Origin of the sequence: Peribacillus sp. FSL E2-0218 (assembly GCF_037992945.1) — a bacterium.
Lineage (GTDB): Bacteria > Bacillota > Bacilli > Bacillales > DSM-1321 > Peribacillus > Peribacillus simplex_B.
In genome coordinates, this window is the sequence record NZ_CP150304.1 from 4,854,363 (window position 1) to 4,881,357 (window position 26,995).

The 26,995-nt window shown below is 44.1% G+C and carries 25 protein-coding genes and 1 riboswitch; of the genes, 4 read left to right on the forward strand and 21 right to left on the reverse strand.

Annotation, left to right across the window (positions count from 1 at the left end):
* Window positions 1–4 precede the first annotated feature (4 nt).
* The 3 genes from uvrB to MHI53_RS23560 all read right to left on the reverse strand — a co-directional run bounded on the left by uvrB (window position 5) and on the right by MHI53_RS23560 (window position 4,200).
* Window positions 5–1,990: an excinuclease ABC subunit UvrB gene (gene uvrB / locus MHI53_RS23550; protein ID WP_340372430.1), complete on the reverse strand. Its 1,986-nt coding sequence runs from the start codon at window positions 1,988–1,990 to the stop codon at window positions 5–7.
* 217 nt (window positions 1,991–2,207) lie between these two features.
* Entirely contained in the window at window positions 2,208–2,438 is a 231-nt protein-coding gene (locus tag MHI53_RS23555) for a CsbA family protein (protein ID WP_034309928.1), read from the reverse strand.
* 184 nt (window positions 2,439–2,622) lie between these two features.
* The gene (locus MHI53_RS23560; protein WP_340372431.1) at window positions 2,623–4,200 is read right to left on the reverse strand and encodes a catalase; all 1,578 of its coding nucleotides are present in this window, start codon (window positions 4,198–4,200) and stop codon (window positions 2,623–2,625) included.
* 266 nt (window positions 4,201–4,466) lie between these two features.
* Here MHI53_RS23560 and MHI53_RS23565 point away from each other — a divergent pair, with 266 nt between their 5' ends.
* Entirely contained in the window at window positions 4,467–5,000 is a 534-nt protein-coding gene (locus MHI53_RS23565) for a YceI family protein (protein WP_061141182.1), read from the forward strand.
* Window positions 5,001–5,196: 196 nt separating this feature from the next.
* Here the strand turns inward: MHI53_RS23565 and MHI53_RS23570 are convergent, their stop codons facing one another.
* Both MHI53_RS23570 and MHI53_RS23575 read right to left on the reverse strand, forming a co-directional pair.
* A complete protein-coding gene (locus tag MHI53_RS23570) occupies window positions 5,197–6,252 on the reverse strand; it encodes an iron ABC transporter permease (protein WP_061141183.1) in 1,056 nt (351 codons plus the stop codon).
* The gene (locus MHI53_RS23575; protein ID WP_340372432.1) at window positions 6,249–7,253 is read right to left on the reverse strand and encodes an iron ABC transporter permease; all 1,005 of its coding nucleotides are present in this window, start codon (window positions 7,251–7,253) and stop codon (window positions 6,249–6,251) included. Before MHI53_RS23575 ends, MHI53_RS23570 begins: the two co-directional genes overlap by 4 nt.
* A gap of 186 nt (window positions 7,254–7,439) precedes the next feature.
* On the opposite strand from MHI53_RS23575, the gene MHI53_RS23580 reads away from it, so the two are divergent.
* Entirely contained in the window at window positions 7,440–8,429 is a 990-nt protein-coding gene (locus MHI53_RS23580) for an iron-siderophore ABC transporter substrate-binding protein (RefSeq protein WP_061141185.1), read from the forward strand.
* A gap of 440 nt (window positions 8,430–8,869) precedes the next feature.
* On the opposite strand, the gene MHI53_RS23585 is transcribed toward MHI53_RS23580, so the two are convergent.
* The 9 genes from MHI53_RS23585 to secA all read right to left on the reverse strand — a co-directional run bounded on the left by MHI53_RS23585 (window position 8,870) and on the right by secA (window position 20,390).
* Window positions 8,870–10,063 carry a PDZ domain-containing protein gene (locus tag MHI53_RS23585; RefSeq protein ID WP_340372433.1) on the reverse strand — a complete coding sequence of 398 codons (1,194 nt, stop codon included), beginning with the start codon at window positions 10,061–10,063 and terminating at the stop codon, window positions 8,870–8,872.
* Window positions 10,064–10,277: 214 nt separating this feature from the next.
* Window positions 10,278–11,702, reverse strand: a complete 1,425-nt coding sequence (locus tag MHI53_RS23590) for a S41 family peptidase (protein ID WP_340372434.1) — start codon at window positions 11,700–11,702, stop codon at window positions 10,278–10,280.
* Window positions 11,703–11,843: 141 nt separating this feature from the next.
* Window positions 11,844–13,226, reverse strand: coding sequence for a peptidoglycan DD-metalloendopeptidase family protein (locus tag MHI53_RS23595; RefSeq protein WP_340372435.1), 1,383 nt, complete (start codon window positions 13,224–13,226; stop codon window positions 11,844–11,846).
* A gap of 92 nt (window positions 13,227–13,318) precedes the next feature.
* Entirely contained in the window at window positions 13,319–14,212 is an 894-nt protein-coding gene (ftsX, locus tag MHI53_RS23600; protein ID WP_061141189.1) for a permease-like cell division protein FtsX, read from the reverse strand.
* Window positions 14,202–14,888 carry a cell division ATP-binding protein FtsE gene (gene ftsE / locus MHI53_RS23605; protein WP_061141190.1) on the reverse strand — a complete coding sequence of 229 codons (687 nt, stop codon included), beginning with the start codon at window positions 14,886–14,888 and terminating at the stop codon, window positions 14,202–14,204. The genes ftsX and ftsE overlap by 11 nt, the downstream gene beginning before the upstream one ends.
* A 299-nt stretch (window positions 14,889–15,187) precedes the next feature.
* On the reverse strand, window positions 15,188–15,532 hold the full coding sequence (gene cccB, locus MHI53_RS23610; RefSeq protein WP_061141191.1) for a cytochrome c551: 345 nt from the start codon (window positions 15,530–15,532) through the stop codon (window positions 15,188–15,190).
* 49 nt (window positions 15,533–15,581) lie between these two features.
* Entirely contained in the window at window positions 15,582–16,445 is an 864-nt protein-coding gene (locus MHI53_RS23615; protein WP_340372436.1) for a YitT family protein, read from the reverse strand.
* A 163-nt stretch (window positions 16,446–16,608) separates the two neighbouring features.
* Window positions 16,609–17,707 (reverse strand): peptide chain release factor 2 gene (gene prfB, locus MHI53_RS23620; protein WP_232732425.1). Its coding sequence is split into 2 segments (ribosomal slippage): window positions 16,609–17,643 and window positions 17,645–17,707, totalling 1,098 coding nucleotides; the frame shifts between segments, so codons are not numbered across the junction.
* Window positions 17,708–17,876: 169 nt separating this feature from the next.
* Window positions 17,877–20,390, reverse strand: a complete 2,514-nt coding sequence (gene secA, locus MHI53_RS23625) for a preprotein translocase subunit SecA (RefSeq protein ID WP_340372437.1) — start codon at window positions 20,388–20,390, stop codon at window positions 17,877–17,879.
* A gap of 395 nt (window positions 20,391–20,785) precedes the next feature.
* Between secA and MHI53_RS23630 the strand changes: the two genes are divergently transcribed.
* On the forward strand, window positions 20,786–21,109 hold the full coding sequence (locus MHI53_RS23630; RefSeq protein ID WP_061141195.1) for a helix-turn-helix domain-containing protein: 324 nt from the start codon (window positions 20,786–20,788) through the stop codon (window positions 21,107–21,109).
* Between the two features lie 131 nt (window positions 21,110–21,240).
* Here the strand turns inward: MHI53_RS23630 and MHI53_RS23635 are convergent, their stop codons facing one another.
* The 7 genes from MHI53_RS23635 to flaG form a co-directional block, all read right to left on the reverse strand.
* Window positions 21,241–21,372, reverse strand: coding sequence for an anti-repressor SinI family protein (locus MHI53_RS23635; protein WP_340373723.1), 132 nt, complete (start codon window positions 21,370–21,372; stop codon window positions 21,241–21,243).
* 39 nt (window positions 21,373–21,411) lie between these two features.
* A riboswitch (cyclic di-GMP riboswitch) is annotated at window positions 21,412–21,497 on the reverse strand.
* A 153-nt stretch (window positions 21,498–21,650) separates the two neighbouring features.
* Complete coding sequence (locus tag MHI53_RS23640; RefSeq protein ID WP_340372438.1) at window positions 21,651–21,848, reverse strand: hypothetical protein; 198 nt, start codon at window positions 21,846–21,848, stop codon at window positions 21,651–21,653.
* Between the two features lie 250 nt (window positions 21,849–22,098).
* Complete coding sequence (raiA, locus tag MHI53_RS23645) at window positions 22,099–22,656, reverse strand: ribosome-associated translation inhibitor RaiA (protein ID WP_061141196.1); 558 nt, start codon at window positions 22,654–22,656, stop codon at window positions 22,099–22,101.
* 253 nt (window positions 22,657–22,909) lie between these two features.
* Window positions 22,910–23,251 carry a flagellar protein FliT gene (locus tag MHI53_RS23650; RefSeq protein WP_100533098.1) on the reverse strand — a complete coding sequence of 114 codons (342 nt, stop codon included), beginning with the start codon at window positions 23,249–23,251 and terminating at the stop codon, window positions 22,910–22,912.
* Window positions 23,251–23,652, reverse strand: coding sequence for a flagellar export chaperone FliS (gene fliS, locus MHI53_RS23655; protein WP_340372439.1), 402 nt, complete (start codon window positions 23,650–23,652; stop codon window positions 23,251–23,253). Before fliS ends, MHI53_RS23650 begins: the two co-directional genes overlap by 1 nt.
* 24 nt (window positions 23,653–23,676) lie before the next feature.
* Entirely contained in the window at window positions 23,677–25,188 is a 1,512-nt protein-coding gene (locus MHI53_RS23660; protein ID WP_340372440.1) for a flagellar hook-associated protein 2, read from the reverse strand.
* A gap of 14 nt (window positions 25,189–25,202) precedes the next feature.
* A complete protein-coding gene (gene flaG / locus MHI53_RS23665; protein WP_061141199.1) occupies window positions 25,203–25,562 on the reverse strand; it encodes a flagellar protein FlaG in 360 nt (119 codons plus the stop codon).
* Window positions 25,563–25,741: 179 nt separating this feature from the next.
* On the opposite strand from flaG, the gene MHI53_RS23670 reads away from it, so the two are divergent.
* Complete coding sequence (locus MHI53_RS23670; RefSeq protein ID WP_340372441.1) at window positions 25,742–26,584, forward strand: DNA endonuclease; 843 nt, start codon at window positions 25,742–25,744, stop codon at window positions 26,582–26,584.
* Window positions 26,585–26,995: the final 411 nt, after the last annotated feature.

Consider the following 26,995-nt stretch of genomic DNA (forward strand, 5'->3'; position numbering starts at 1 on the left):
TTCGTCACCCTTCCGCTTTTAACTCTAGTAATAAATCACGCAGCTCGGCAGCACGCTCGAAGTCCAGCGCCTTTGCTGCTTCCTTCATTTCTTTTTCCATGCTTTCCATCACTTTTAGGCGCTCTTTTTTCGGGAGCTTCGCAAAGCTTGGCGCAAGATCTTCTTTGTACTCTTCCCCTTCTTCCGCCACATGTGTAGCCCTGATGGAGTCACGGATATCCTTTTGAATGGTCTGCGGCAGGATTCCGTGCACTTCATTATATTGCTCCTGAATTTCACGGCGCCGCTTCGTTTCATTGATGGCAAGCTCCATCGAATTCGTGATGCGGTCCGCATACATGATGACATGCCCGTTGGCATTACGTGCAGCACGGCCCATCGTTTGGATGAGCGACCGCTCCGAGCGAAGGAATCCTTCTTTATCGGCATCGAGGATGGTCACTAACGACACTTCCGGTATATCCAATCCTTCCCTCAAGAGGTTGATTCCGACGAGTACATCATATTTACCCATTCGCAGCTCGCGGATGATTTCTATTCTTTCTAAGGTCTTCACTTCCGAATGAAGGTATTGAACCTTGATGCCGATTTCCTTTAAATAATCCGTCAAGTCTTCGGACATCTTTTTCGTTAAAGTGGTGATCAGGACACGTTCATTCTTTTTGACACGTTCCTGGATTTCACCGATCATGTCATCTATTTGCCCTTCAATTGGACGAACCTCGATGGTTGGGTCAAGCAAACCGGTAGGACGGATGATTTGCTCGACCATTTCAGGTGTATGCTCGAGCTCATATGGTCCCGGTGTCGCGGAAACGAATATCGATTGATGGACCTTTTTCTCGAATTCCTCAAATCTTAGCGGACGGTTATCCTTCGCGGACGGGAGGCGGAAGCCATGATCGACAAGCACCTGCTTCCGTGCCTGGTCCCCATTGAACATGCCCCTGATTTGTGAAAGGGTCACGTGGGACTCATCAACGACCAACAGGAAGTCCTCCGGAAAATAATCGATTAACGTATATGGCGTCGCACCTGCCGGACGGAGCGTCAAATGGCGGGAATAGTTCTCGATCCCTGAACAAAAGCCCATTTCCCGCATCATTTCCAGATCATAACGGGTCCGTTGCTCCAAACGCTGCGCTTCAAGGAGCTTTTCATCTTCCCTTAATTCCTTCAGGCGTTCTTCCAATTCCAGCTCGATATTCTGTATCGCGACTTTCATTTTCTCTTCGCGGGTTACGAAATGGGAAGCAGGAAAAATGGCAATATGTTCGCGCTCACCGGTAATTTCACCGGTCAGTGCATCGACTTCCCGGATCCGGTCAATCTCATCTCCGAAAAACTCGACTCGTACGCAATGTTCATCGCGGGAGGCCGGGAAAATTTCGACCACGTCGCCGCGTACGCGGAAGGTCCCGCGCTGGAAAGCTATGTCATTCCGTTCATATTGAATGTCCACGAGCCTGTGCAGCAGGGCATTCCGGTCCATTTCCATGCCTGTTCTGAGAGAAACGACCATCTCCCGGTATTCTTCCGGGGAGCCGAGCCCATAAATGCAGGATACACTGGCAATGATGATGACATCTTTCCTTTCGAACAAAGACGAAGTGGCCGAGTGGCGAAGTTTATCGATCTCATCATTGATGCTTGCATCTTTTTCGATGAAAGTATCGGTGGATGGGACATAGGCCTCTGGCTGATAGTAATCATAATAGCTTACGAAGTACTCAACGGCATTGTTGGGGAAAAACTCTTTGAACTCACTGTAAAGCTGCCCTGCCAACGTTTTATTGTGGGCAATGACAAGCGTCGGTTTATTGATTTGCTGAATGACATTGGAAACGGTGAACGTTTTCCCTGTTCCCGTCGCCCCCAATAATGTCTGCATGTCCTTTCCTTCTTTGATGCCATCGACAAGCATTTCAATTGCTGCAGGTTGATCTCCTTGAGGAGAGTATTTTGAGACTAACTCAAACTTATCCTTCACCAAGCATAGCCTCCTATTGAAATATTTTTATATGAAAAACGGGATATGTTCCTATCCCTTCTATTTATTCCGGTTTAAGAAAGTATATATACACATTCTACCACAACAAGCTCAAAACAAACCAGCAATAAGCGAACACGCATTCTATTTTTAAGTTAATATCCTTTGTCGCTTCATATGTGAAGACAAGCCGAGTACAAAAAAAGCACCTCTGGTGTCAGGCGCTCTTGGATGTTCGTTTCATCATTCGTTTCGATAGCCAGAATCCAACTGTCAGGGATAATGCATCAACGATGATCAATAAGTTCGTATGTGTATAACCTTTATATGCAGATGCTGTTATCAAGGCAACCGTCAACACAAGACCGACGACATTGTTGTAGGTGACCCTTGAAAAAAGCATGACAAGTAGACAAGGAAGGAAAAGGGCAGAAAGAATTTTAATCATTTTTTCATCTCCTTTGTAAGAGAAAAATAGAGTAATTTCAGTTTAAATGATTATGAAGTTTTTTGCCAATCTATTTCCTGCTTGATTTCCGATGACCGGTAAAAGAACATTTGAACCACTTTAAAATTATCTCCATAACGAAAAGGAAGCAAACCCCCAAAAAGGAAGTTCGCTTCTTTCACGATCAATATGGATCCGCTTCATGTCCTTCTCTGGCAGCGTCCCCTGGGTCATCCGTCCCTCCCATCGGTTTGGAGGATTCCGTATGTTCGGAAGCGGAATCCAGTCCCGCTTCAAGTCTGCGGCCATAATCTTCATCGGCCTCTTTTGCGAGGGCGATCATTTTTTCTTGGATGCGCCGGTCTGCCGGTGCCAAAGCCGATACCAAATTGGCGATCAATTCGTCCCTTTCCCAATCTTCGAATTCACGGTACGTTTCACCAGCCTGTTTCGTATTGCTTTGGCGATCGATTGTCTCACGAACCAATTTCCCTTCTACGAAAGGGGTATACTCCTTACCCGTTTGCTCAGCTTCTTTCAAGCCTCCTACGGTTGATGGTTCATAGTTTATGTGGGGGCTTTGGTTGCCTCTGCCCACTTCATATTGCATTTGTCCGCCAGTCTGATTCGTGGCCGTTGGCTTCTTTGGAGCATTGATCGGCAATTGCAGGTAATTCGCCCCCACACGGTGGCGTTGTGTATCGGAGTATGAGAAGGTACGCCCCTGAAGCATCTTGTCATCCGAAAAGTCAAGGCCATCCACCAAGACGCCCGTACCGAATGCAGCCTGTTCGACTTCAGTGAAATAGTCCTGCGGATTTCTATCCAATACCATCGTGCCGACATGCAGCCATGGGAATTCATCCTTTGGCCAAATCTTTGTATCATCGAGCGGATCGAAGTCCAACTCAGGGTGATCATCATCACTCATGATCTGTACATTCAGATCCCATTCGGGAAACTCCCCCCGTTCGATTGCTTCATATAGATCCTGTGTGGCATGATTGAAATTCGTTGCTTGAATTTCATTGGCTTCCTTCTGGGTCAAATTCTTGATGCCCTGCTTCGGCTCCCAGTGATATTTGACGAGTACGGCTTTCCCTTCTTCATTCACCCATTTGTACGTATTGACGCCTGAACCTTGCATCATGCGATAATTGGCTGGAATGCCCCAAGGGGAAAATAAAAACGTGACCATATGAAAGGTTTCCGGAGAACTCGAGCAAAAATCGAAAATCCTACGCCCATCTTGAATGTTCGTGACCGGATCCGGTTTGAAGGCATGGATCAAATCCGGGAATTTCATCGCATCACGGATAAAAAAGATTTTCAGATTATTCCCGACAAGATCCCAGTTCCCATCTTCCGTATAAAATTTCACGGCAAACCCCCTCGGATCACGTAACGTTTCCGGGGATGTCCCGCCATGGATAACAGATGAAAACCTTACGAATACCGGTGTTTTTTTGCCTTCCACCTGAAACACCTTCGCCCTCGTATATTTTGATATCGGCTCGTCCCCTGCTTTACCAGTCGGAACAAAATAGCCATGGGCACCTGCACCGCGGGCATGCACGACCCGTTCAGGAATTCTCTCCCTATCGAAATGGCTGATCTTTTCCAGGAAATCGTAGTTTTCCAGTGTACTTGGCCCCCTGTTCCCCACCGTTCGAAGGCTCTGGTTATTCGTTACAGGGTGGCCTTGCCTGTTCGTCAATGTTTCTTTGGAATGGTCATTTGTTTTTTTGGATTTATTAGACAAAAAAATCCCTCCTTTGTTAATATAAACCATAATATCTCTTTACTTTCCCCTATTCCCTTCATTTAACTCTAGAAACTTTCATTTAATTTTAAGGGCATCACAAGGAAAGCCCCCGCACCTTGATTCACAGGGATTTCCCTTGTTTTCAAAATACAGGAAAAGATTTCGGTTGACACCCTCTTCATTACCTCTTATAATTACATTAAGTTCAAATATCTCAAATTAAAGATAAATAATTTCAAGATTAATTTTTAGGAGGAATAATCATGACAAACACGAATTGGACGATCGACCCGACACACAGTACGATTGAATTTTCCGTAAAACATATGATGATCGCTAAAGTTAAAGGCAGCTTCAATAAATTCAGCGCAAACATTTCAGCGGACCCAACTGATCTGACTACTGCAGAAATCGATTTCACCGTAGATGTAGCCAGCATTGACACCCGTAATGCAGACAGAGATAATCACCTGCGGTCTGCTGACTTCTTCCATGTAGAAAATAATCCAACATTAACATTCAAGTCAACGAAAATCGTGAAAACGGATGACGACGAATACGATGTAACTGGAAATGTAACCCTTAATGGAATGACTAAAGAAGAAACCTTTGCGATCACCTTTGAAGGCCAAGGAAAAGATCCGTGGGGAAATGAAAAAGCAGGATTTAGCGGAAAAGGAAAAGTTAAACGCAGTGATTATGGTTTAACTTATAACGCAGCATTGGAAACGGGCGGCGTCCTTATTGGCGATCAGATCACTCTTACCCTCGACATCGAGGCAGCTAAAGAAGCTTAATGAATTGTACCCTGAAGAGTAGACACTTAAATAAGTGGCTGCCCTTCAGGGTCTTTTTTTGTACACTGAATGTACTGCAGGAATAAGTATAGAGGCCAGCGGGATAAAAAAAAGATGATCCCGTTCCATACAGGGATCATCTTTTTTTCATGTCCTTTACATAGTGTACAGTTTAGTTGATCGGCTGCTTCTTTTTTTACGCATTTCTCGTTCGATAAAGTAAATATATGAAATATGGGGCCCCTATGCTTGCCGTAAAGACACCGGCTGGTATTTCCAGCGGGGAGAACAAGGTGCGTCCAATCAAATCCGCTATCATGACAAGGATGCCGCCAAGCAAGGCCGATGCGGGCAACAGTACGCCAAAGCTCGATCCTACCAGCCTTCTTGCCATGTGGGGTGCCATTAATCCGACAAAGCCTATTCCTCCAGCAAAAGCCGTGGCACCGCCAATCAAGGCCGTACTGATCATCAATAATATGAACCGCTGTTTTTGAACATGCCCGCCAAGACCCGTCGCCAGGTCATCACCAAGCTCCTGTAAATTTATATTCCTCGCATACAGAAAGGCAATCAGCAGAAACAGAAACGTCCATGGCGCCAGTATGGCGATATTATTCCATGTAGAGTTGGAAACGGATCCCGTAATCCAGAGGTTTGCCTGGCTAGCTTGATAGACCGGGCCTAGAATCATCATCATCGTCGTGAGCGCCTTCATTAAAGCCATTATCCCGATTCCGATCAACACAAGCCTTATCGGGGGAACGCCATTTTTCCAGGCTAAAGCATACACGAGCAATGCTACGATTGTGGCGCCGATGAAGGCAGCTAACGGCAGCCAATTGATGCTCACCGTCAAAGAATGATTCTTATCGCTAAAAACAGCCATGAAGCCAACGACAGCCACTGTCGCCCCTCCTGTGATTCCCAGGATATCGGGTGAGGCAAGCGGATTTCGGATCATCCCCTGAAGAATCCCTCCCGCTACTGCAAGACCCATCCCTACCAAAAGGGCAACGATGATTCTCGGTAGTCGAAAGGATTGGATGATCAGGCGATCACCATCCGTTCCCCCTCCGAATAAGACCTGCAGGACATTCCATGGATGGATATTCATTTCACCCAATCCAGTGCTGAGTACAAATACTGAGGAAGTGACCAAAAATAATATGAAAACAATGATCATCGCTTTTTTATCCATTAAGAATGATATTTTTTCATTAAATAAACGAAAGCTCTTATATGACTTCATCGGCTGCCGAACCCCTTTCTAGCTATGTAAATAAAGAATGGGGTGCCAATGATCGCCGTCATGACTCCGACGGGAACTTCCCTGGGCATCAGGATATACCTGGAGAGGATATCGGCTGCAAGTAAAAGCACCGCCCCGAGTAGTCCGGAAAATGGAATCAGCCAGCGATGATCGGTTCCTACTATATAACGGGTAAGATGAGGGACGACAATTCCTATGAACCCTATCGGTCCCGCCACCGCAACGGATCCACCGGCGAGCAGGATGATTGCCAGCCCCAGGACCGATTTTAGAATAACGACATTCAATCCGAGACCTTTTGCCACATCTTCACCCATGGATAACACATTCATTTTTCCGGAAACGATCAAGGCCAGTCCCCATCCAACGATAAGGTAAGGAAGGACCGCAACTAAATTATCAAGACTCCGGCCGGAAACCGATCCGGCAAGCCAGAACAAAACTTGATCCAATAGTGCCTCATTGGAAACCAGGAGACCTTGCGTCAGTGAAGCTACCATCGCGGACATCGCTGCTCCAGCCAAAGTCAGCTTCATCGGTGTCAAACCGCCCCGTCCCATGCTTCCTATCATATATATACTTGTTGCCGCGATTGCGGCCCCGATGAAAGATAACCAGGTGAATATTTGGAGATTGCTTACCCCAAAAATGGTGATGCCCGTGACTACCGCCAAGCCCGCGCCGGCGTTGACTCCGAATATATCCGGTGAAGCGAGAGGGTTTTTAGTCAATGTTTGCATCAGCACCCCTGAAATAGCCAAACTTGCACCTATCGCCGAAGCGATCAAGGCACGCGGAAGTCTGACAGATTGGATCACGATATGTTCGTTCGACCCATCGAAATGGGTGAAAGCATCAATGGCCATGTGCCATGTAGTATTCGTATAACCGTATACAATGCTTGAGCACACTAAAAAAAGCAGCAAAAGTATGGTAATGAATAGCCCCATCCATTTCTGCCATGTATTTTTCAATAACATATCCAGTTACCTATCCAATCATGTTTATTTACTAGTTTACTTAATTGTACTGGCGTCATCGGAATCATGTCAACGATTTTGATAATCATTTTCAATTATATATTGACAGAAAAGTATATTCATTTTATGATGAGGCTGTTAAGTGCGAATGATTATCATTTGCTTATTATTGGGAGGGATACATAAATGTTCAGGATCAAGTCATTATTCACAATTTTTACAATATTCGCAGTCTTCCTGCTTGCAGCGTGCGGAAACTCGGGAGATAAGAAGTCAGGAACTGACACTGCTGATAAAAAAGAGGATACAAGCTATACAATCGAGCACGCAATGGGTTCGACTGATTTGAAAAAAGCGCCAAAAAGAGTAGTCGTTTTGACGAATGAAGGTACTGAGGCATTACTCGCTTTAGGAATCAAACCTGTTGGTGCCGTACAATCTTGGCTTGGCGACCCTTGGTATGACCATATTAAAGCTGATATGGATGGGGTCGAAGTAGTCGGTGTGGAACATGAAGTGAACTTAGAGAAAATCGCATCACTTAAACCAGACTTGATCATCGGCAGCAAGATCCGCCAAGAAGCGATTTATGATAAATTAAGTGCAATCGCCCCGACCGTCTTTTCGGAAACGCTTAGAGGAGATTGGAAAGAAAACTTTAAGCTTTACGCAAAAGCCGTCAACCTTGAAGATAAAGGAAATGACGTCATTGCACAATTCGATAAGCACGTTGAAGATCTTAAAGCTAAATTGGGTGACAAGGTAAATCAAGAAGTTTCCATCGTCCGTTTCATGGCTGGGACTACACGCATTTATTATACGGATTCATTCTCTGGAGTGATTTTTGATCAATTAGGCTTCAAACGTGCAGAACAACAGAAGGAACTTTTCACTGCTGATAATAAACTTGGCAACCTTGCGATCGAGGTAGGCAAAGAGGTCATTCCTAAAATGGACGGAGATATCCTCTTCTACTTCACTTACGCTCCTGAAGGAGACAAACAAGCTCTTAGCACTGCAAAAGAGTGGACAAACGATCCGCTTTGGAAAAACCTTGATGCAGTCAAAAAAGGTAATGCCCACGAAGTAAGTGATGCAACATGGAATACAGCGGGTGGAGTCATTGCCGCTAATAAAATGTTGGACGATCTAGAAAAAATCATGCTAGAAAAGTAAGGATTACGATCCAGCAAAACTAGCTAAAAAAGCACCCTATAGAATAGACATTTTGAAAAGTCTATCCTGTAGGGTGCTTTTGTTTTCCGATTACCCACGGTTTTGCAGGATCGGACTTTATCCGTTCCATTGCTCTTCACTCCATATGATCAGATTCTGCTTGCTCCCAGTTTTGGAGGTTTATACTTAGACCGCTTCTTTCCACTACAGGCGCTCGCTTACCCAAAGGCGGTCCGAAAACTTCCTCGGCGCTTTCGTCTCTGGGGTCTCACGTATACGCGCATTTCCTAAGCGACAGTCTCTCACCCTTCGTTGGAACCTAAAAAAAATGCCGCCTGCAAAATACAGACAGCATCTCCTTCAAGTTGTTAAACTTTATTTTCAAAGAGTCCATCCTGTCCTATTTTACCTGTGGACGGTCAGGTTTGCCGGGTTTGCCGTTAACCCGCTTGTCCTCTTTCCTTCAGTTGATCGTCAACGAACAGGATGCCCAATTCATAATGCTCGCCATCAAATAACGCTCTTTGCACGAATCGAATCTGTTCATTATTATCGATGACCTCGAGCTTGCAATGGGCTCTGTTGATTTGGAGCGCCCTGTATAGCTCTTCTTCTTCCCTGACGATGACCCCGTTGATTTTCGAAATGATCTCGCCTTTGACTAGTCCCATTTTATCAGCAGGGGACTGAGGGATGACGCCTAAGATCTGGACACCGAGCTTGCTTTTTGAAAAATAAAAAGGAAGCCTTTCATCCATCGCCTTCTGGGAGTAGTGCAGGAATTCACGTCCAACCATTGCCAATACGGCCGTTATGACCGCCAGTACCGGGTACCAGTAGCCAATGATGGCCATGCCTGTAATCACCACTCCTAAAGCTCCGACCTTTTTCCCATGTGCCCTGATTGCCTGCTCTGGAAGCGTTCCGTGAACTTTCTGCTTGAAACCGATTAAAAATGGCAGCACGATTGGCGATATCGCCATATCCCCGATCGAAAAAACCGGATACCATTCGAAGGGCGCCGGAAGATGTCCTCCCGGTATCATGATGAACATCGGGACTAGCCAGATCCTTTGTGAAACGTAAACACCTATCGGCTGCCCCCTCTTTGAAACCTGCAGCTGTGGGGAGACCTTTTTGCTGCCGTTGCCAACCATTAAAAATCCTTCAGCAATTAGCAAAAGCCCTATCAAGATAACAAGTGTCGGATAGATGGACCGATCGAGCTGATTCATGGCATCCTGCAATATCGGCAGCTTGATGTTCCTATCATATAAAAAGAAAAGGATGAAGAAGGTGATTCCCACTGTATATACGGGTGAGATGACCCTCCTGTTCATGGTCAGTACAGCCAAAATCGTTACACCGGCCATGATGAACATCGCTGCCAATGGAATGGTCATTCCTGATGCAAGCGTTAAGCATGAAAGAATCAACCCCCATATCAATCCATGAGGCAACAACGACCGCATTTCCATGGAAATCCTGTAGACCTTCGTATTAAAATCATGGCGTTCCCGTTTAACGCGAAGATAGCCGATGAATAAACAATAGGCAATCGAAATATAAAGCAAAGGATGAAGGAATAGCTTTCCTAATCCCATCATGCATGCAATCAGCCAATCCGTTGTCAATTTCTTTCCACCATCCTCAATGGGTAATTAAATAGTTGTGCAATTCGTGCTTGTCAGTTACCTCCTATTCTATCAAAAATGTAACCTCCATGCCTATCAAGATGCAGAAAAAGTAGCTTTATCGCAAGTTTGTTCTGCATTCTTTTCATGATGCGGAAATAAGCTGGCACCAAACAAAGAAAAGGCACCGCTTCAGGGGCGGCACCTCCTTTTATCATTTCACGAGATAGTTCAAAGCCGTTCTTAACTGAATATCATTGTCTTCATCTTGGATTTTTTCCAGAATCGCACTTTCCAAATGGGCTGCGGTTTTCGCATCCAGCTTTCCTGTCACTTTCAGGTCATACTGCTTTTGAAAGGCTTTTACGGCAATTTCCGTATTCCAATCATAATAGCCGTCTTCGCGTCCCGTTTCAAACCCAAGTCCCTTCAGAATGCTTTGGGCATATTGGATTTGTTCATCGTTCATGTCGCGCTCGAACACCCCTTCGACCGCAAGCTGATGGGCATTAAAGTATTCCGGCTGCTTCACCTTGATCGTCGGTTCGATCCCTTTTTTATGGATCCAGTTCCCTGAAGGCGTCAGCCACTTATACAGTGTGAGTTTAATCTTACTGCCATCCCCCATCGGTACAGCCTGCTGCACGGTCCCTTTCCCGAAGGTCTTCTCCCCGATCAATGGATAGCCACCCGCCTCCTGCATCGCTCCAGCTAGGATTTCCGAGGCAGAGGCGCTCCCTTTATCCGTCAAGACTGCAATGGGATAATCTTTCGCTTTCTTGAGGGTTGTAAAAAACGATTGCCTTTCGCCCGTTCGTTCGGCTATTTGCAAAAACGGTTTTTCTTTTGTAATGAACTCTCCAAGAATCGTTTCCACACTTGAAAGAAGGCCGCCTGGATTGCCGCGTACATCTATGACCAAGCCTTTAATCCCTTTCTTTTCTAACTGCTTCATCTGCTTTTTGAAATCTGCCGCCGTATTTTCCGAGAAAGTGGTTAACTCGATGTAGCCAATCTGTTCCCCGCCCACTTCTTTAACGGATGAAAATACGGTATCCAGCGGTATTTCAGCACGCACCATTTTGAACTCAAGCGGATTGGAAACCCCCGCTCGCTTTACTTCCATTTTGACGGGTGAGCCCTTTTCGCCCCGAATTTTCAGGCGTGTTTCATACAGATCCAAGCCCTCGACACTCTCTCCATTCACCTTAAGGATTTGGTCTTTCGGCTTCAAGCCCGCCTTTTCGGCTGGCGAATCCTTGTAAGGAGAAACGATTATGACCTTGCCATCTTCCATTCCGATTTCAGTCCCTATCCCTTCGAAAGAGGAATCCAGGGTTTCATTGAATTGCTTGGCGGTCTCCTTGTCCATATAAACGGAATAAGGATCTTTCAAAGATGATAGCATGCCCTGGATCGCCCCTTCCACCAAACGGGAGCCATCCACCTGCTCGACATACTCACTGACGATCAAGCCATAAGCTTGCTCCACTTTTGCCCATTCCTTATCCTTGGATACGGCTGGGCTTTCAGGGTTTGTTTCCTGTTTATCCGGGAGGTTTGTCCAATATATGCCCCCCACTGCTCCAATGGCTAGTGATATGATGATGGCTAGCGGAAGAACCCATTTTTTGACCATATTTATCCCCATTTCTGACCTGATATGTATTCCACTATATGTGGCGCCGGGCAAGAATATTCCCTGAGGGGTTGGTGAATGAACATAAAAAAACAGACCAGGAATTTATCCTGGTCTGTTTTACTGCAATAATATGGGGTATTAATTAGGTATATAGTTTAATGGATTGACAGCATTCGATTTGCTATAATTCCATGCACCTTTATGCAGCTCGAAGTGTAAATGCTGTCCAAATGAATGGCCTGTGTTCCCCATGATGCCCACTTGTTGGCCTTTGGCAACCACAGCGCCCTCACTTACTTGTCTAGAGCGTAAATGTGCATAAACCGTAGTCCATTGCTGCCCGCCGATTGAATGGGTAACGAAGACGACGTTTCCGTATGTACTGGAGTGGTAAGAACGGCTTACGACCCCGTCGGCTGCCGCTACAACCGGAACCGTTCCACTAGCAGCAATATCAATGCCGGCATGCTGTTTATTCCAGCGTTCACCCATTGTCGAAGATACATATCCTGCACTCGGTCTTGTGAATGTACCCGATGATACCGCAGGGACTTCACTTACATGGGACGAAGGAGCTGGCGCTGAACTGCTTTTTGCGCTAGGTGCCGGAGAAGATTGTTGCTTGGATTCCGACGCTTGTGATGCTGCTTTTGCAGCTGCTTTTGCAGCTGCTTGTGCCGCTTCCTGCTCTGCACGTTTTTTTGCTTCGGCTGCCGCTTTTTTACGGGCGGCTTCCAATTCCGCAAGACGTTGATGTTCTAGGCTGATGGCTGATTTGATGGCTTTTTCCTGAGCGGAAAGGTTCGCCTTTTCTTCCTCTAAGCCCATCTTCTCGTCTTCATGCTTTTTAGTTTGTTCCTTCAGTTGCTTGACTAAAGCGTCCTTTTCCTGCTTTTGCTGTTTTTGCTGCTTTTGGATTTCCAATAGTTCAGCTTTTGCCACTTCCAAACTAGCAAGCTTCGTTTCAACAGCATTTTGTTTTTCTTCAAGATCTTTTTTATCAAGTTCATGCTGCTTCAGAATATCCCGGTCGGCCTCAGCGATCGTTGCTACAGCTCCGACACGGTCCACTAAATCTCCAAAACTTGATGATCCGAATAGCACTTCAAGGTAGTTGACATCCCCGCCGGTTTCCTGGAAAGAAAGTGCCCTCTCCTTCAATACTTCATTACGTTTGGCGATCCGTTCCTTCAACACTTTAATCTCTTTTTTCAATGCTTCGATTTCGTCTTTCGTTTGTGTAATTTCAGCATTTTTAGCATCGATTTTTTTGGTGGATTCTGCAATTTTCGCTTCGATTGCATCGATTTGTTCTTCTGCAGTCATTTGCTTATCCTGAAGGTTATCGATTTTCTTCTCCGTGTCTGAAATGTTCGATTCAACACCTGAACGTTTTTCCTGAATCGATTCTTTCTGCTTTTCCAGATCCGATATGGACTCAGCATGAACGGATGGTACTGCCAGAAGGCTTCCTAAACCAATCATGATGGAAGCATTCATGGCAATGATATTTTTTTTCAACGTTTCATATCCCCTTTCAATCCCGTCACATCAATTGCCTTGCAACGTCTCTCTATCTATACCAAGCTCTTTTTTAATAAAAGGAGCAACTTTTATACTTTCAAGAATTTCCTGACGGACATCAAGCTGCCCCATATCCCGATGACGGCACCTATCACGATGAGGATTGCCGATACTTGATAAATAAATGGGTTTGCAGGAAGAAGCTCAACGAACTTGAACGTAATCTGCGGTGCTGCATATTTATAAAGATTGTAATAGAGTACGGAAATCAGGCCTATCGGCACGATTGCGCCGAGTATTCCCAGCCAAAGCCCCTCGAGGAAGAATGGCCAGCGAATGAATGTGTTCGTTGCCCCTACCAATCTCATGATCTCGATTTCTTTTCTTCTAGCTACAATTGTGATTTTGATCGTATTTGAAATCAGGAACATTGCAGTGAATAGTAAACCTACAATGAGGACGATCCCTATGTTTCTCGCAATATTCACGAAGCTGAATAGCTTCTCGACGTATCCTTGGCCATATTTGACGCTTTGGATATAATCAAAGCCTTCGATCTTTTTTGCCACCTTGATGACATCTTGCGGAGATTTCGTTTTGATGATATAAACGTCCCTTAACGGGTTGTCCTGTTCAAATGGTTTAAAAGCTTCGCCATTATCACCTAGATCATCTATCAAATTCGTAAGCTCTTCATCTTTTGGGGAGAAAATGACTGATTCAATGCCATCCATCTCCGTAATTTTTTTTCCGATTGCTTTTATATCGTTTTGATTCGCTGCATTATCTATATGTGCGCGAACTTCGACATCCTTCTCCACATTTCCCGCGATATGATTCAAATTCATCATGAGTACTAAAAAGACGCCTACCAATGTTAGAGTTACCGTTACTGCACTTACTGAAGCGAACGTCATCCATCCATTACGGCCAATATTTTTAAAACTTTCACGGAAGTGACGGAGCAATGTTCTAAATTTCATATCCGTAATCACCTCGATGTTCATCGCGAACGATTTTTCCACTTTCAATGGCAATGACACGTCGTTTGATATTGTTGACGATGTCCCTATTATGGGTGGCCATTACTAGTGTCGTTCCGCGTTTATTAATTTCTTCAAATATGTTCATGATTTCCCACGATGTTTCAGGATCAAGGTTCCCTGTAGGCTCATCCGCGATGACCACCTTGGGATCATTGACGATCGACCTGGCAATCGCTACCCTTTGCTGTTCCCCACCAGATAATTCCGAAGGCAGCATTCTTGCTTTATGCTTGATGCCAACCAGATCAAGGACTTCCATGACTCTCTTTTTGATCTCTTCCGGTTCCTTTTCGATGACTTCCATGGCAAATGCCACATTTTCATATGCTGTGAATGTTTGAAGGAGTTTAAAATCCTGGAAAACCATACCGATATTGCGGCGGAATAGAGGAACTTTCGAATTGCGGATACTTGGCAGGCTAAGTCCATTGACCAAGATATTACCACTAGTCGGCTTTTCTTCCCTGTACATCATCTTGATGAAGGTCGATTTACCGGCACCGCTGGGTCCTACCACATATACGAATTCGCCTGGCTTGATTTTTACGTTGATCCCATTAATGGCAATGACGCCATTTGGGTATGTCTTTTTCACATCTATCATTTCTATCATTTTAAAACCACCTAATTTGCTTGAATTATCTTTATGTAATTACAGCTTTTTCGACAATTTCCACTGAATTCTGACAGGAATCGCTCTTACTTGAGCACAGACACATTATAACATCAAATTTTGTCAAATTAAGCATTAATAATATTACAGTTTCATTTCAGTCGGTCATATATCAACATCTACGTAATATTCCCAGTAATTGTTTGTTTGATAAGGAATTAAATGTGAGGGGTACCGGGGATTTATAAGGGGAATGCTTAATGAAACGTCCTGCTGGTGCAGAACGTTTCGGCGATCACTTACTTATGTTTTGCAAGCCATTCGGCGACCAGGCTGGCTTCTTTTCCCTGGATGATACCCTTTGGCATTGCACCTTGCCCATTTGCAATGACCTTTTCGATATCAGCCTTCGTCAGCTTCGAGCCGACTTTCGTCAAATTCGGTCCAACGCCGCCTTCGAGATTCACCGCATGGCAGCTCGAGCATTTGTTTTCATAAATCTTGGCGGCATCACCGGCACCTGCCGTTGTCGTTTCACCACGATCAGTATCTGCCGGCTGTTTATCTGACGCATCATCGTTCCCGCCACATGCAGCCAATACCAAAGAAGTGCCCAAAACTAAAGCTGCCCATTTCATTTTCATTGAATTTACCCCCTCTTCCTATTACCAATACAAGAACATTATACCAATGTCATTCCAGTTTAAAACCCTCCCCCAGCACTTCCGATGCGTCCGTGACGATTACAAACGCTTTAGGGTCAACGAGTTTCACCAATTGTTTCAATTTGGTGAATTCGGACTGGTCTATTACACACATCATGATTGGACGGGTGTCGTCCGTATACCCGCCATAACCGGATATCCCGGTTACCCCGCGATCCAGTTCATGTATGATAGCGTCCCTTACATCACGTTCATTATTTGTGATGATCAGGGCCATCTTGGATCGATTCAGCCCTACTTGGACAAGATCGATCGTTTTACTTGTCACATACAATGCAATCAAGGCATAAAGCCCTTTTTCAATATCAAAAACGATCGCGGCACTTAATACGATGATGCCATCGATAATGGCAACACAGATCCCCAGTGACATATGGGTGTACTTGTGAAAAATCTGCGCAGCTAAGTCAGTGCCTCCTGTCGAGCCTTTCCCACGAAAGACAATGCCTAGTCCAAGACCGACCATCAACCCGCCGCAAATGGACCCAAGCAGGGCATCATTCGTCCACGCATCCCAATCTTTTGTCAGAAATACCACTAAAGGCAAAAACAATGTCCCAATCAAGCTTTTGGCTCCGAAATGCCTTCCCAGGATGATAAGTCCCGCAATGAATAAAGGAATATTGAACCCCCACAGCACATAGGCTGGCTCCCAGCCGAGAGTGGACCGGAGGATCGTACTGATCCCGCTGACCCCACCCGATGCAACTTGATTGGGCAGCAGGAAAACATTAAAACCGATGGCAATTATGGCCGAACCCACGATTACCAATCCATATTCGATTAACTTTTGCAGCAAAGGGGGCTTCGGCTCCCTGTATCTTTTTCCCATTCTTTATTATCTCCTCAAACCATCATTCATCATTATGTAGTATTGGCGGATCATAGCATGACATCCCCATTCACATCCTGTAAAAATATTCCAGACCACCTTGTAAGGCATGCATGATTTCATACAAAAAGCCGGACCATAGAACGGGTCCGGCCATCTTATCTTATAGTTTTGAACGCAAGTACGCATCGATGAACATATCAATATCCCCATCCATGACCGCACCCAAGTTCCCGGTCTCCGCACTCGTACGGTGATCCTTGACCATGGAATACGGATGGAAAACATAAGAACGAATTTGGCTTCCCCAGCCAATTTCCTTTTGTTCACCGCGAATTTCATCCAGATCGGCTTGTTGCTGTTCAATTTCACGTTGATAAAGTTTGGCTTTCAGCATATTCATCGCTTGAGCCTTGTTTTTGATTTGCGATCTTTCGTTTTGGCACGTTACTACCGTATTGGTAGGTAAATGGGTGATACGGACAGCCGAATCAGTCGTATTGATATGCTGACCGCCGGCACCGCTTGCCCTGTACGTATCGACCTTCAAATCTTCGGTACGTATCTCGATATTGATCGTCTCATCGAATTCCGGCATGACTTCACAAGAAACGAATGAAGTATGGCGTCGCCCCGATGAATCAAAAGGAGAAATACGGACAAGACGGTGAACGCCTTTTTCCGCTTTCAAATATCCGTATGCGTTATGGCCTTTGAAAAGCAGGGTGACACTTTTGATACCCGCTTCATCACCTGGAAGGTAATCAAGGGTTTCAACTTTAAAGCCTCTTTTTTCACCCCATCTAGTATACATCCGCAGCAGCATCGAACCCCAATCCTGGGATTCCGTTCCGCCTGCGCCTGGATGAAGTTCCAGGATGGCGTTTTTCGAGTCATATTCTTCGCTTAGTAACAGTTGCAATTCGAAATCATTCATCTTTTGTGAAAGTGTCGTGATTTCTTCTTCAAGCTCTGCCAACAGTTCAGCATCATTCTCTTCTTTCACTAGTTCATACGTCAGATCCAGGTTTTCATATGATTCGTTCAAATCAGCGAGCTGGGTGACTTGCTCTTTCAGTGCATTCGTTTCATTGATGACAGTCTGGGCTTTTTGTTGATCATTCCAAAAATCAGGGTGTGTCATCTCATTTTCAAGCTGAGCGATTCGTGCCTCTTTTTCATCTAAGTCAAAGAGACCCCCTAAAGTCCGTTAATCGTTGCGCTGTCCGTTCAAGTTCATTTCTAATTTCTCCTAGTTCCATTTCCATTCACCTCATTAAATATGTTGAAAAAATCCCTGCAGAGGGATTCGCCTCAGTACAATTAAGCCTCTTCAAACTATATGCAAATATACGACTTTATGCAAACGAAACATGAAAAGAGGCGGCAAGCCCTGCACTTGACCGTCCCTTACTCATTATACACCTAATATTAGCCTACACTGCCATGGCAATTCTTATATTTTTTACCGCTGCCGCAAGGACATAACGTATTTCGCCCAACGTCATCCTTTTTACGGGCCGGAGCCTTTTTCACTTTGCCCCCGTCTTCTTCCTTCGGGTTCACCGCTTGTCCTTGTATGACTTCTTTCCGCTCTAGATTGTTGCGGATTTCAGCTTTCATGATGTATTTGGCGACTTCATCTTCCATAGAGGCTATCATCGCCTCAAACATGGCGAAGCCCTCTGATTGATATTCACGGAGCGGATCGATTTGGCCATAAGCACGAAGGTGAATCCCTTGGCGCAATTGCTCCATTGCATCGATATGATCCATCCATTTGCTATCTACCGCGCGAAGGACGATGACCTTTTCGAATTCACGCATTTGCTCTTCGGATAGCTCTTCTTCTTTTTGGTCATAGTCATTTTTCACTTTGGCTAAAATGAAATCAACCAATTCCGTTTCATTTTTCTCTTCTAAATCAGGTACGGAAATGGACCCCTCATCGAATAAGTTGCCGTTCAGGTAATCGACAAGGCCTTGCAGGTTCCAGCCTTCCTCATCACCCATTGGGGCAAATGCTGCCACATTGCGCTGGATGGAAGCCGCTATCATCGTTTCGACGATTTCGCGCAGGTTTTCGCTTTCCATCACATCGAAACGCTGCTTATAGATAATCTCCCGTTGCTGACGAAGAACATCATCATATTGCAGTAATTGCTTCCGGGAATCGAAGTTATTGCCTTCCACTCGTTTCTGTGCAGACTCGACGGCCCTCGTCACCATCTTGCTTTGAATCGGCTGGGTATCATCCATACCGAGTCGTGTCATCATGTTTTTCATGTTATCGGAGCCGAAACGGCGCATCAATTCATCTTCCATGGATAAATAGAATTGTGTGACCCCCGGATCTCCCTGACGGCCGGAACGACCACGCAGCTGGTTATCGATACGCCTGCTTTCATGACGCTCCGTTCCGATGACGGCAAGACCGCCGAGCTCCTTGACGCCTTCACCAAGCTTGATGTCCGTACCACGGCCAGCCATATTCGTAGCGATCGTAACGGAACCTTGATTCCCTGCATTGGCAATGATTTCCGCTTCACGCTCATGATTTTTCGCATTCAAGACATCGTGCGGAATCCCCTTTTTGGATAAATAGGCTGAAATGACTTCGGATGTTTCAATGGCAACCGTTCCGACAAGCACAGGCTGCCCCTTTGCATGCCTTTCGGCGATGTCCTCGACAACAGCCCGGAATTTACCATCGGTTGACGCATAAATGAGATCGGCCCGGTCATCCCTGATGATATTCCGGTTTGTAGGGATCGCAATGACATGCATATTATAAATGTTGCGGAACTCCTCTTCTTCCGTTTTGGCAGTCCCGGTCATACCGGAAAGTTTTTCGTACATCCGGAAATAATTCTGGAACGTGATCGTCGCAAGAGTCATGCTTTCATTTTGGATTTCAAGACCCTCTTTCGCTTCGATGGCCTGGTGGAGGCCTTCACTGTAACGGCGGCCTTTCATCAAACGGCCAGTAAATTGGTCGACGATGACTATTTCGCCTTCCTGAACGACATAATCCACATCCAAATGCATCGAAACATGCGCCTTCAACGCCTGATTGATATGATGATTCAAAGTAACGTGGGTGATATCGAATAAATTATCGATATTGAACGCTTTTTCGGCTCTGTTCATGCCTTCTTCCGTCAGCTGTACACCCTTTGTCTTTTCATCATACGTATAATCCTTTTCTTTTTGCAGCGTTTTGACAAACGCATTGGCCTGGATATAAAGCTGGGCCGATTTTTGTGCCGAACCGGAAATGATCAACGGCGTTCTCGCCTCATCAATCAAAATGGAATCGACTTCATCGATTACAGCAAAATGCAAGGGCCGCTGGACCATTTGTTCTTTATATAACACCATGTTGTCACGCAGGTAATCGAAGCCTAACTCATTATTCGTGCTATAGGTAACATCGGCATTATACGCCTCTTGTTTTTCCTCTTTTGAATGGCTGTTCAGGTTCAAACCGACGGTCAAACCAAGGAAGTCAAACAATACCCCCATCTCGGAGGCATCACGGTGGGCCAAGTATTCATTGACTGTAACGACATGGACGCCCTTACCAGTAAGCGCGTTTAAATAAACCGGCATGGTCGATGTCAATGTTTTACCTTCCCCTGTCTTCATTTCCGAGATATTGCCGTCATGAAGTGAGGCCCCACCCATGATTTGAACACGGTAAGGATATAAGCCAAGGGCACGCTTCGCTCCTTCACGGGCAACAGCAAAAGCCTCGACGAGCAGATCATCGACGGTCTCCCCGTTTTGGTAGCGCTCTTTGAACTCGCCCGTTTTGGCACGAAGCTGCTCATCCGATAATGCGGCCGTCTCATCAGCCAGCGATTCGACTTGGTCAGCAATCTTTTCCAGACGTTTAATTTCTCGCTTATTCGGATCAAAAACTTTATTTAATATATTAAGCATTCAATAACGCTCCTCTATTATGGTAATGATCGTTCCATGACAAAATTCATATAAGTAAGAAGAAATGCATCTTCTGTTATTCCTAATCCACGCTTAATTTTACCACTTCTATCCTAGAGGTACAACTTCATGTCACTTCCATGCCTATTGATCCGAATTCAATTCTTGCGAAAAACAATGGATAAATCATGAGTAAAACTGTTAAAATAGATGGAAGTATAAATAATTCATGGAATCTCCCCACTATTCCAAAAAGCAAATGTGAATGATCCATAACCTTCCATCATTTGATGCTGCCAAGGTAATCCAACCAGATTTCATGTTTGAATTTTTTTAAAGGTGGGCTACTAACATTTTAAGTAGAAGATAAATAGAACATGTTTCGAGGTGGTATTATGATTGGTGAACGTGTAAAAAAACTGCGTGAAGAAAAAAAGATGTCGATGACTGAACTCGCCGACAAAGCCGGTGTGGCAAAGTCTTACTTAAGTTCGCTAGAGCGTAACTTGCAAACGAACCCTTCCATTCAATTTCTCGAAAAAATCTCCGCCGTGCTGAACATTCCTGTTGATGCCCTCCTTTACGATGCACCAAACAAGGAAACCTTGGACAATGACTGGATGAAAATCGTGGAGGAAGCCATGAATTCCGGCGTGTCGAAACAACAATTCAGGGAATTCATCGAATTCAATAAATGGAGAAAAGACAAAGAAGAGTAGAAGTTTAATAGTCTACCTACATAATCCTGGAGTAAACAGCTTGAAAATGCTGGACTTACAGAAATCCAATACGAATAATCACCCCTATAAACAGCCAGGTCAGCCTCTGTTTATAGGGGTGTGTTTGGTAATTAGCTTCGCTCGCTCTCCTCTAGTGGAACCTCAAGGCATTTCCGTTCAAAAAAAGCACTAATTTCCTCTTTTTTAAAACCTAAGCTCCGTGCTTCTGATATTAAATCCACCCATTCTTGATCGATTTCCATTTTAGCCACCTCTTCTACCTCCTAAAATACCTTTGTATTTCAGGCAGACCAGCCATCTTAGTCGAGCGGACCTTAGACCTGTGCCTTTGCGCCCTTATCTTTCAATAAGTTTGCCTTTGTCATGGTACTAATTACCAAATACATTGCTTATAAACATATTATATCGGATACTTGCATCACATATTGTTATATTATGTCGCCAAACTAACAAAATGCAAAAAAATTTATCCGACAAAATATTACAATATTTAGAAAATTCAATAACCGCTTCCCTTTTATCATTTTCTCCTTTTTACGTAATAGTAAATCGTGCTTTTCCCATTCAGTTTATGCTGCAGGTTCACCCTCTCCACCACTAGTGGATCCAAGGCTTTTTGCACAGTCAGGTCGTCACCGCAGGTCGGGCAAAGCCACTCTCCATAGTCTGCACTGCTAAAAGAAGACCGATTGCATTTATGGCAATTCTTTTGATACAAAATATCCAGCCCCTTTGCACCTTAATCAAATCGTTTGTTATAAATTACACTATGTTCTTTTTAAAGAACTAACAACTTGAGTATAGTACAAAGGGAAGATTCAATAGAATAGGTAATATTAACTATTTATCTTATTAAAGAACACAAATTGTTCTTTATAAAAAACCATCCAGAGCCTGACCGCAATCTTGTAGCATGCAAAAAAGCACAACCCAAATGCTGGGCTGTGCTTTAGTTCATAGATTAAGATTTAGCTAGGTTCAATCAAACCGTAGCGACCATCTTTACGACGGTATACCACGTTCGTTGTGTTAGTATCCGCATTCGTGTAAACGAAGAAGCTGTGACCAAGCATATTCATTTGCAAAATCGCTTCTTCACTGTCCATCGGCTTCAAATCGAAGCGCTTATTGCGGACCACTTCAACATCATTATCATCTTCGAATTCATCTACCACTTCGTCAACGTCCGTGTTGAAAGCGAATGCTTCCGGAGTCGTTGATAAGTTGTTTCTGAATTTACGATTGACCTTCGTTTTATGTTTACGAATTTGGCGTTCAAGCTTGTCATTGATCAAATCGATGGCAGCATACATATCCGCATTTTCCTCTTCAGCACGAAGAACCAAATTCTGCATAGGAATCGTCACTTCGACCTTGGATGTATTATTGTTAACTTTCAAATTAACTAACACATTTGCATCAGGTGTATTGTTAAAATATCGTTCTAACTTGCCAATTTTCTTTTCGACGTATTCTCGAATTGCTGGAGTTACCTCAATGTTTTCACCGCGTACGTTGTAATTCATAAAGTGAGTCCTCCTTAAATTAAGACTATAACAGTTAGATTCTACAATACCCCTCCGGTTCCCTTTGGAAACATATCATGAAATATGTCGAAATTATGAAACAATTGTCGGAAGGTTTGGAAAGGGTTGATGTATACCCTACATTCATTATAACAAATGCCTGGCGATAAAGAAAAATTTAAGCTTTAATTATTTACAGAAAATTTAAATAAATGTAACATAATAGCCGTTTGGAAACCAAACGGCTGGGTTATCATTTTCTTTTATCGTAAAACATGCCATCGATTGATAGACTTTCATATGGGTTCATATATTTATTGGAGGAATTTTTCTTTTTGTTTATTTCCTGGATGTCCCGTTGTATTTCCTGCTTTTGAAGCTTCAGCAAGCTGTCTACCTGTTGATTGAGCAGCATCGTCCTGCGGCCTACCTGTTGTTCAGCAGCAGTGAAGGGCGGCTTGATTTGGGCAATGACTTCATCCCGCCGATCAATCAGCTCGGTGATCCTTTCTATTTTATCCTCACGTTCTGCAATCATCCGATCCTCCAGAACGGCAAGTAATTCGGCAGTCAAGTCGTGAAAAGCCTGAATCATTACACTTGCCCGCCTTGGCTGAATTGTTTTTTGCGGTTGATCTGAATGACTTCCTTCCACGTATTACGGAAATCAGTGACGAGTCCTTCCACCTCGTCCAAGGCAGCAACATCATTTTTCATATTCGCCTCTATCAGACGGCGATTCATGAAATCATACAGACTCATCATTTCCTTCGACACCTCGACATCCATGTTCAGCGTCACCATCAATTCGTGGATGATGTTTTGCGCCTTGATGATGTTGGTATTCTTCGCTTCGATATTTCCTGCTTCAATCGCCTTCCGCCCAAGCATGATGAACTTCAGGCAGCCATTGTATAGCATTAATGTCAGCTCTCCCGGGGACGCTGTATTGACCGAATTTTGTTGATACGACTGATAGGGATTATTAATCGCCATATTTATCTTCCTCTCCCGATTGCCTTAACTAAAATAAGATGCTAACGATGAACTTTGGCTATTTGCCTTTTGAATCGCCTTTTCCATGGCCGTGAACTGGCTGTAATAGCGGGATTCCAATTTCGCTAACTTTGTTTCGAATGCCGAGATCCTCGTATCCAGCCCATTGACCATTTTCCCGATGGTAAAATTATTATTCACATATCCAGCCTTCCCGGCTTTTTCGGTGATGACCTTCATCGAAGATTGTATATCATCACGCAAACGGCGTGCCAGCCCCTTTTCACCTTTTTCCGCTCCATCAGCCATGAACATATTATAAACCGCATTGGGATCCTCGCTGATCGCTGCCCGAAGCTTGTCCTCATCAATCGTCAATTTGCCGCCCTCCAAGTAATTCTTGGTCGTGGTAATGCCCAGGCTGCTGAGATTGTTTTTCCCAGTGATTCCGTCCACTGCGGTGTATAGGGAGGATCTCATCGTGGTTAAGAGGCTCTTAAGCGTCGAATCGCTTTTCAGTGTTCCGCTTTTTGCCTTCTCTTCCCAAAGCTTCACTTCATCTTCCGTCATTTCCTTCTTTTGCTCGGCAGTCAGCGGGATGAAGGAGCGGTATTTCGCTTCACCTGTTTTATCCTGTACCTTTTTAATGATTTCGTTGTATTTGTTCACGAACTGCGTGACCGTGTCCAGAATCGCATCCACATCGGCCGTTGAAGAGAATGAGACGGTATCCGTCGTTTTCTGCTTTACCGTTATTTCCGCTCCATTGATTAGGAACGTATTCGCAGGGCGGGAAATGTCCAGGCCATTATACGTGATCGCTGCATTTTCCCCTTTTGTGCCGCCAGCTTCTTCATTGTTGCTGCTCAGTTTTAACGCAGCAAAAAAATCACCGGTTCCCCCTAGTTCAATTTCGGGACGATCTTTGACATCACCCGTATTTTTAGCGGTGATCGAAAAGTTTTGCGAATTTTGATCAAAAAATAGCGTGACACCCGAGTTCGCATTAATTTTATTGATGACGCTCTCCAACGTATCATCGGCATTAAGCGTAAGCGTGTATGGCTTATCCTTGGTTACTCCATCCTTCACTTCCGTATTGAAAGCGCCCTCTTTATTTGGAGCCAGTATCGTAATCTCCTGAGGTGCCGTAATGCCTAATTCCGACAGCTTCTTTTTCGCATCCGTAACAGCCGATTTTTCCGTACTGGTCATGGTTGCTGCCTTGGCAAGACTGTTCACCTTGATATTTCCTGTAAAGTCACTAGTCGAACTTACATTTTTCACCGATACCGCTTCTGGATTCGAAACCGATACCTTCTTTTTAACAAAGGATGATTGCTTTCCGATTCCATCACGGATGAGCGTATCCAATTCCGATAATGAAGTATTGATCGAGCGGTAATCATCGCGCTGCCATTCGGAGTACTGCTTTTTCTGTGTCAATTTATCCAAAGGCACCCGTTCCGCCTGCATCATGCTTTTAACTAATTCATCAATGTCCATTCCACTTGCCAAACCACTGATCCGTACCACAATACATCACCCACTTATATTTTTTCATCCACCATGATCCCGACAAACTCCGTCATTGCCGCATAGAAATCCAATAGCTTCTTAGGCGGGATCTCCCTGATCGTCTCATCCGTTACGTCATCCACTACCTTGACATAATACTCATTGAGCTTCTCATGATACTCAAAGCGGACCGCCGTATGTATCGGGTTGAGGAAGGTGTTTAAGCTCTCCACCACTTCCTGAACCTTTTCCTTCGTAGGCTGACTGCTTTCGGCGCTTTGTTCCGAATAGGCCAGCGTATTCATTTCACGCTGATAATAAGAACTGATTCCATCCGAGATGGCTGTTCTGAGTTGTGAGGAAAGAATATTCGTGGACAAACTCTCCAGCATCTTAATAGCCCCCAATATGATGTCTTTATTTTTTATATCGGTTCTGAAATTGAACTTTACAGTGTTCATACAAAGGTTTTATCATTATATAGAGAACAAACATTCTGTTAATGGAGGAGATAACATTATAAAAAAGGAAATGGAAGAAGGGCTTTCATACTTTTATTAAGGAGGTGTCCATGATGATGCTTACTGAAATTCAAAGAAATGTATTATACGCCAGCATAATAAGTGACGGGGAAATCACGAAAATTTATAAAAATAGCAGGAGAAAGAACAATAGCTACCGAGAGCACTACGGTATATCTCAAGAAGAGTACCGAAAATGGAAAGTCGCCTTCTTTGATGGACTATTGTATATCACTCCAGCAAGCCAATGTGTACGTTCCGCATCTTTAGAATTATTCACTAATTTATTCCCTCATTTTTACAGAAAAGATGGAACTAAATATCTTCCTTTCACTTTAATCAAAAATTGTCTATTACCCCATTTCATAGCTATTCTATACATGGATGATGGCTCTTTAAGTATTTCATTTAGGGTAAATCATATTAAGAAAATTATTTACCTCACACCTCATATTTACCTATACCTTCAGTGTTATCGTAAGGACGAATTAGAGAAGTTAAAGGACCATATTTTTACCACCTATGAGTTATCTTTTAGACTGAGTGCTCGTAAGGATGGACATGGATTTATCCTAAAAACCACTTCTGTTAAGGAAACGTTTCGTTTCCTTGAACTAATCGAACCTGTGACTAAAACTTGTTCTTCTATGTTATACAAAACCTCTTGGGATTTTAGATATCAAAAAGAAATAATGAAATGGAAATCGAAGTATCCTGACTACACGGTTGTTACCAGCAGTTCCGATCGCTCTAAACCCTATTCTCCAGATGAAATCAAATTATTAAATCAACTCAAAGAAATTGGTTATTCGACAAATGAAATAGCAAAGGTGCTAAAAAGAAGTTATTGGTCCGTTACCTACAAATGGCAAGATATTAAAAAACGAAACTAACACCACTTCTTGATAGCATTCCGTGGAAAATGATAATATCTATCCGTTTGCTTTATAAAAAAAGAGACCCTAGCAAAACTAGGGTCACTTTCAAGTTATTAACGTAGAAGTTGTAAAACGCCTTGTGGTTGTTGGTTCGCTTGCTTTGCGACTATGTCTTTCGAGCATAGAATAGACTATATCTTCACCCTTGTCTTATAAGGGGCTGGGCACTTCGAATGGCTGCTGCCACCCTACGGATTTCATGGTCATAGCTTTTTAGCCTTAGACTGTATATCCTAGTCGTTGAACCTTCTCCAGAGTTTCCTCAAAGGAGCTTGGCTGCTGATTGTCCATTGTGTCATCTCCATCATTTTCAGACCATCACGCTTACCGTTTCCAGTTACGTTGTGGTTGATGAAGCTTTAGGAA

Excerpts from the sequence above, each read along its gene's own strand:
- MHI53_RS23635 (WP_340373723.1), bottom strand. The coding sequence starts at position 21,372 with ATGGAAATCGATCAAGAATGGGTGGATTTAATATCAGAAGCACGGAGC.
- MHI53_RS23580 (WP_061141185.1), top strand. The coding sequence starts at position 7,440 with ATGTTCAGGATCAAGTCATTATTCACAATTTTTACAATATTCGCAGTC.
- flaG (WP_061141199.1), bottom strand. The coding sequence starts at position 25,562 with ATGCTGGAGAGTTTGTCCACGAATATTCTTTCCTCACAACTCAGAACA.
- fliS (WP_340372439.1), bottom strand. The coding sequence starts at position 23,652 with ATGGCGATTAATAATCCCTATCAGTCGTATCAACAAAATTCGGTCAAT.
- MHI53_RS23570 (WP_061141183.1), bottom strand. The coding sequence starts at position 6,252 with ATGAAGTCATATAAGAGCTTTCGTTTATTTAATGAAAAAATATCATTC.
- ftsX (WP_061141189.1), bottom strand. The coding sequence starts at position 14,212 with ATGAAATTTAGAACATTGCTCCGTCACTTCCGTGAAAGTTTTAAAAAT.
- MHI53_RS23590 (WP_340372434.1), bottom strand. The coding sequence starts at position 11,702 with ATGGTCAAAAAATGGGTTCTTCCGCTAGCCATCATCATATCACTAGCC.
- MHI53_RS23575 (WP_340372432.1), bottom strand. The coding sequence starts at position 7,253 with ATGTTATTGAAAAATACATGGCAGAAATGGATGGGGCTATTCATTACC.
- ftsE (WP_061141190.1), bottom strand. The coding sequence starts at position 14,888 with ATGATAGAAATGATAGATGTGAAAAAGACATACCCAAATGGCGTCATT.
- MHI53_RS23650 (WP_100533098.1), bottom strand. The coding sequence starts at position 23,251 with ATGATTCAGGCTTTTCACGACTTGACTGCCGAATTACTTGCCGTTCTG.
- raiA (WP_061141196.1), bottom strand. The coding sequence starts at position 22,656 with ATGAATTACAACGTACGCGGTGAAAACATTGAGGTAACTCCAGCAATT.
- secA (WP_340372437.1), bottom strand. The coding sequence starts at position 20,390 with ATGCTTAATATATTAAATAAAGTTTTTGATCCGAATAAGCGAGAAATT.
- MHI53_RS23565 (WP_061141182.1), top strand. The coding sequence starts at position 4,467 with ATGACAAACACGAATTGGACGATCGACCCGACACACAGTACGATTGAA.
- MHI53_RS23630 (WP_061141195.1), top strand. The coding sequence starts at position 20,786 with ATGATTGGTGAACGTGTAAAAAAACTGCGTGAAGAAAAAAAGATGTCG.
- MHI53_RS23555 (WP_034309928.1), bottom strand. The coding sequence starts at position 2,438 with ATGATTAAAATTCTTTCTGCCCTTTTCCTTCCTTGTCTACTTGTCATG.
- MHI53_RS23670 (WP_340372441.1), top strand. The coding sequence starts at position 25,742 with ATGATGATGCTTACTGAAATTCAAAGAAATGTATTATACGCCAGCATA.
- MHI53_RS23615 (WP_340372436.1), bottom strand. The coding sequence starts at position 16,445 with ATGGGAAAAAGATACAGGGAGCCGAAGCCCCCTTTGCTGCAAAAGTTA.
- cccB (WP_061141191.1), bottom strand. The coding sequence starts at position 15,532 with ATGAAAATGAAATGGGCAGCTTTAGTTTTGGGCACTTCTTTGGTATTG.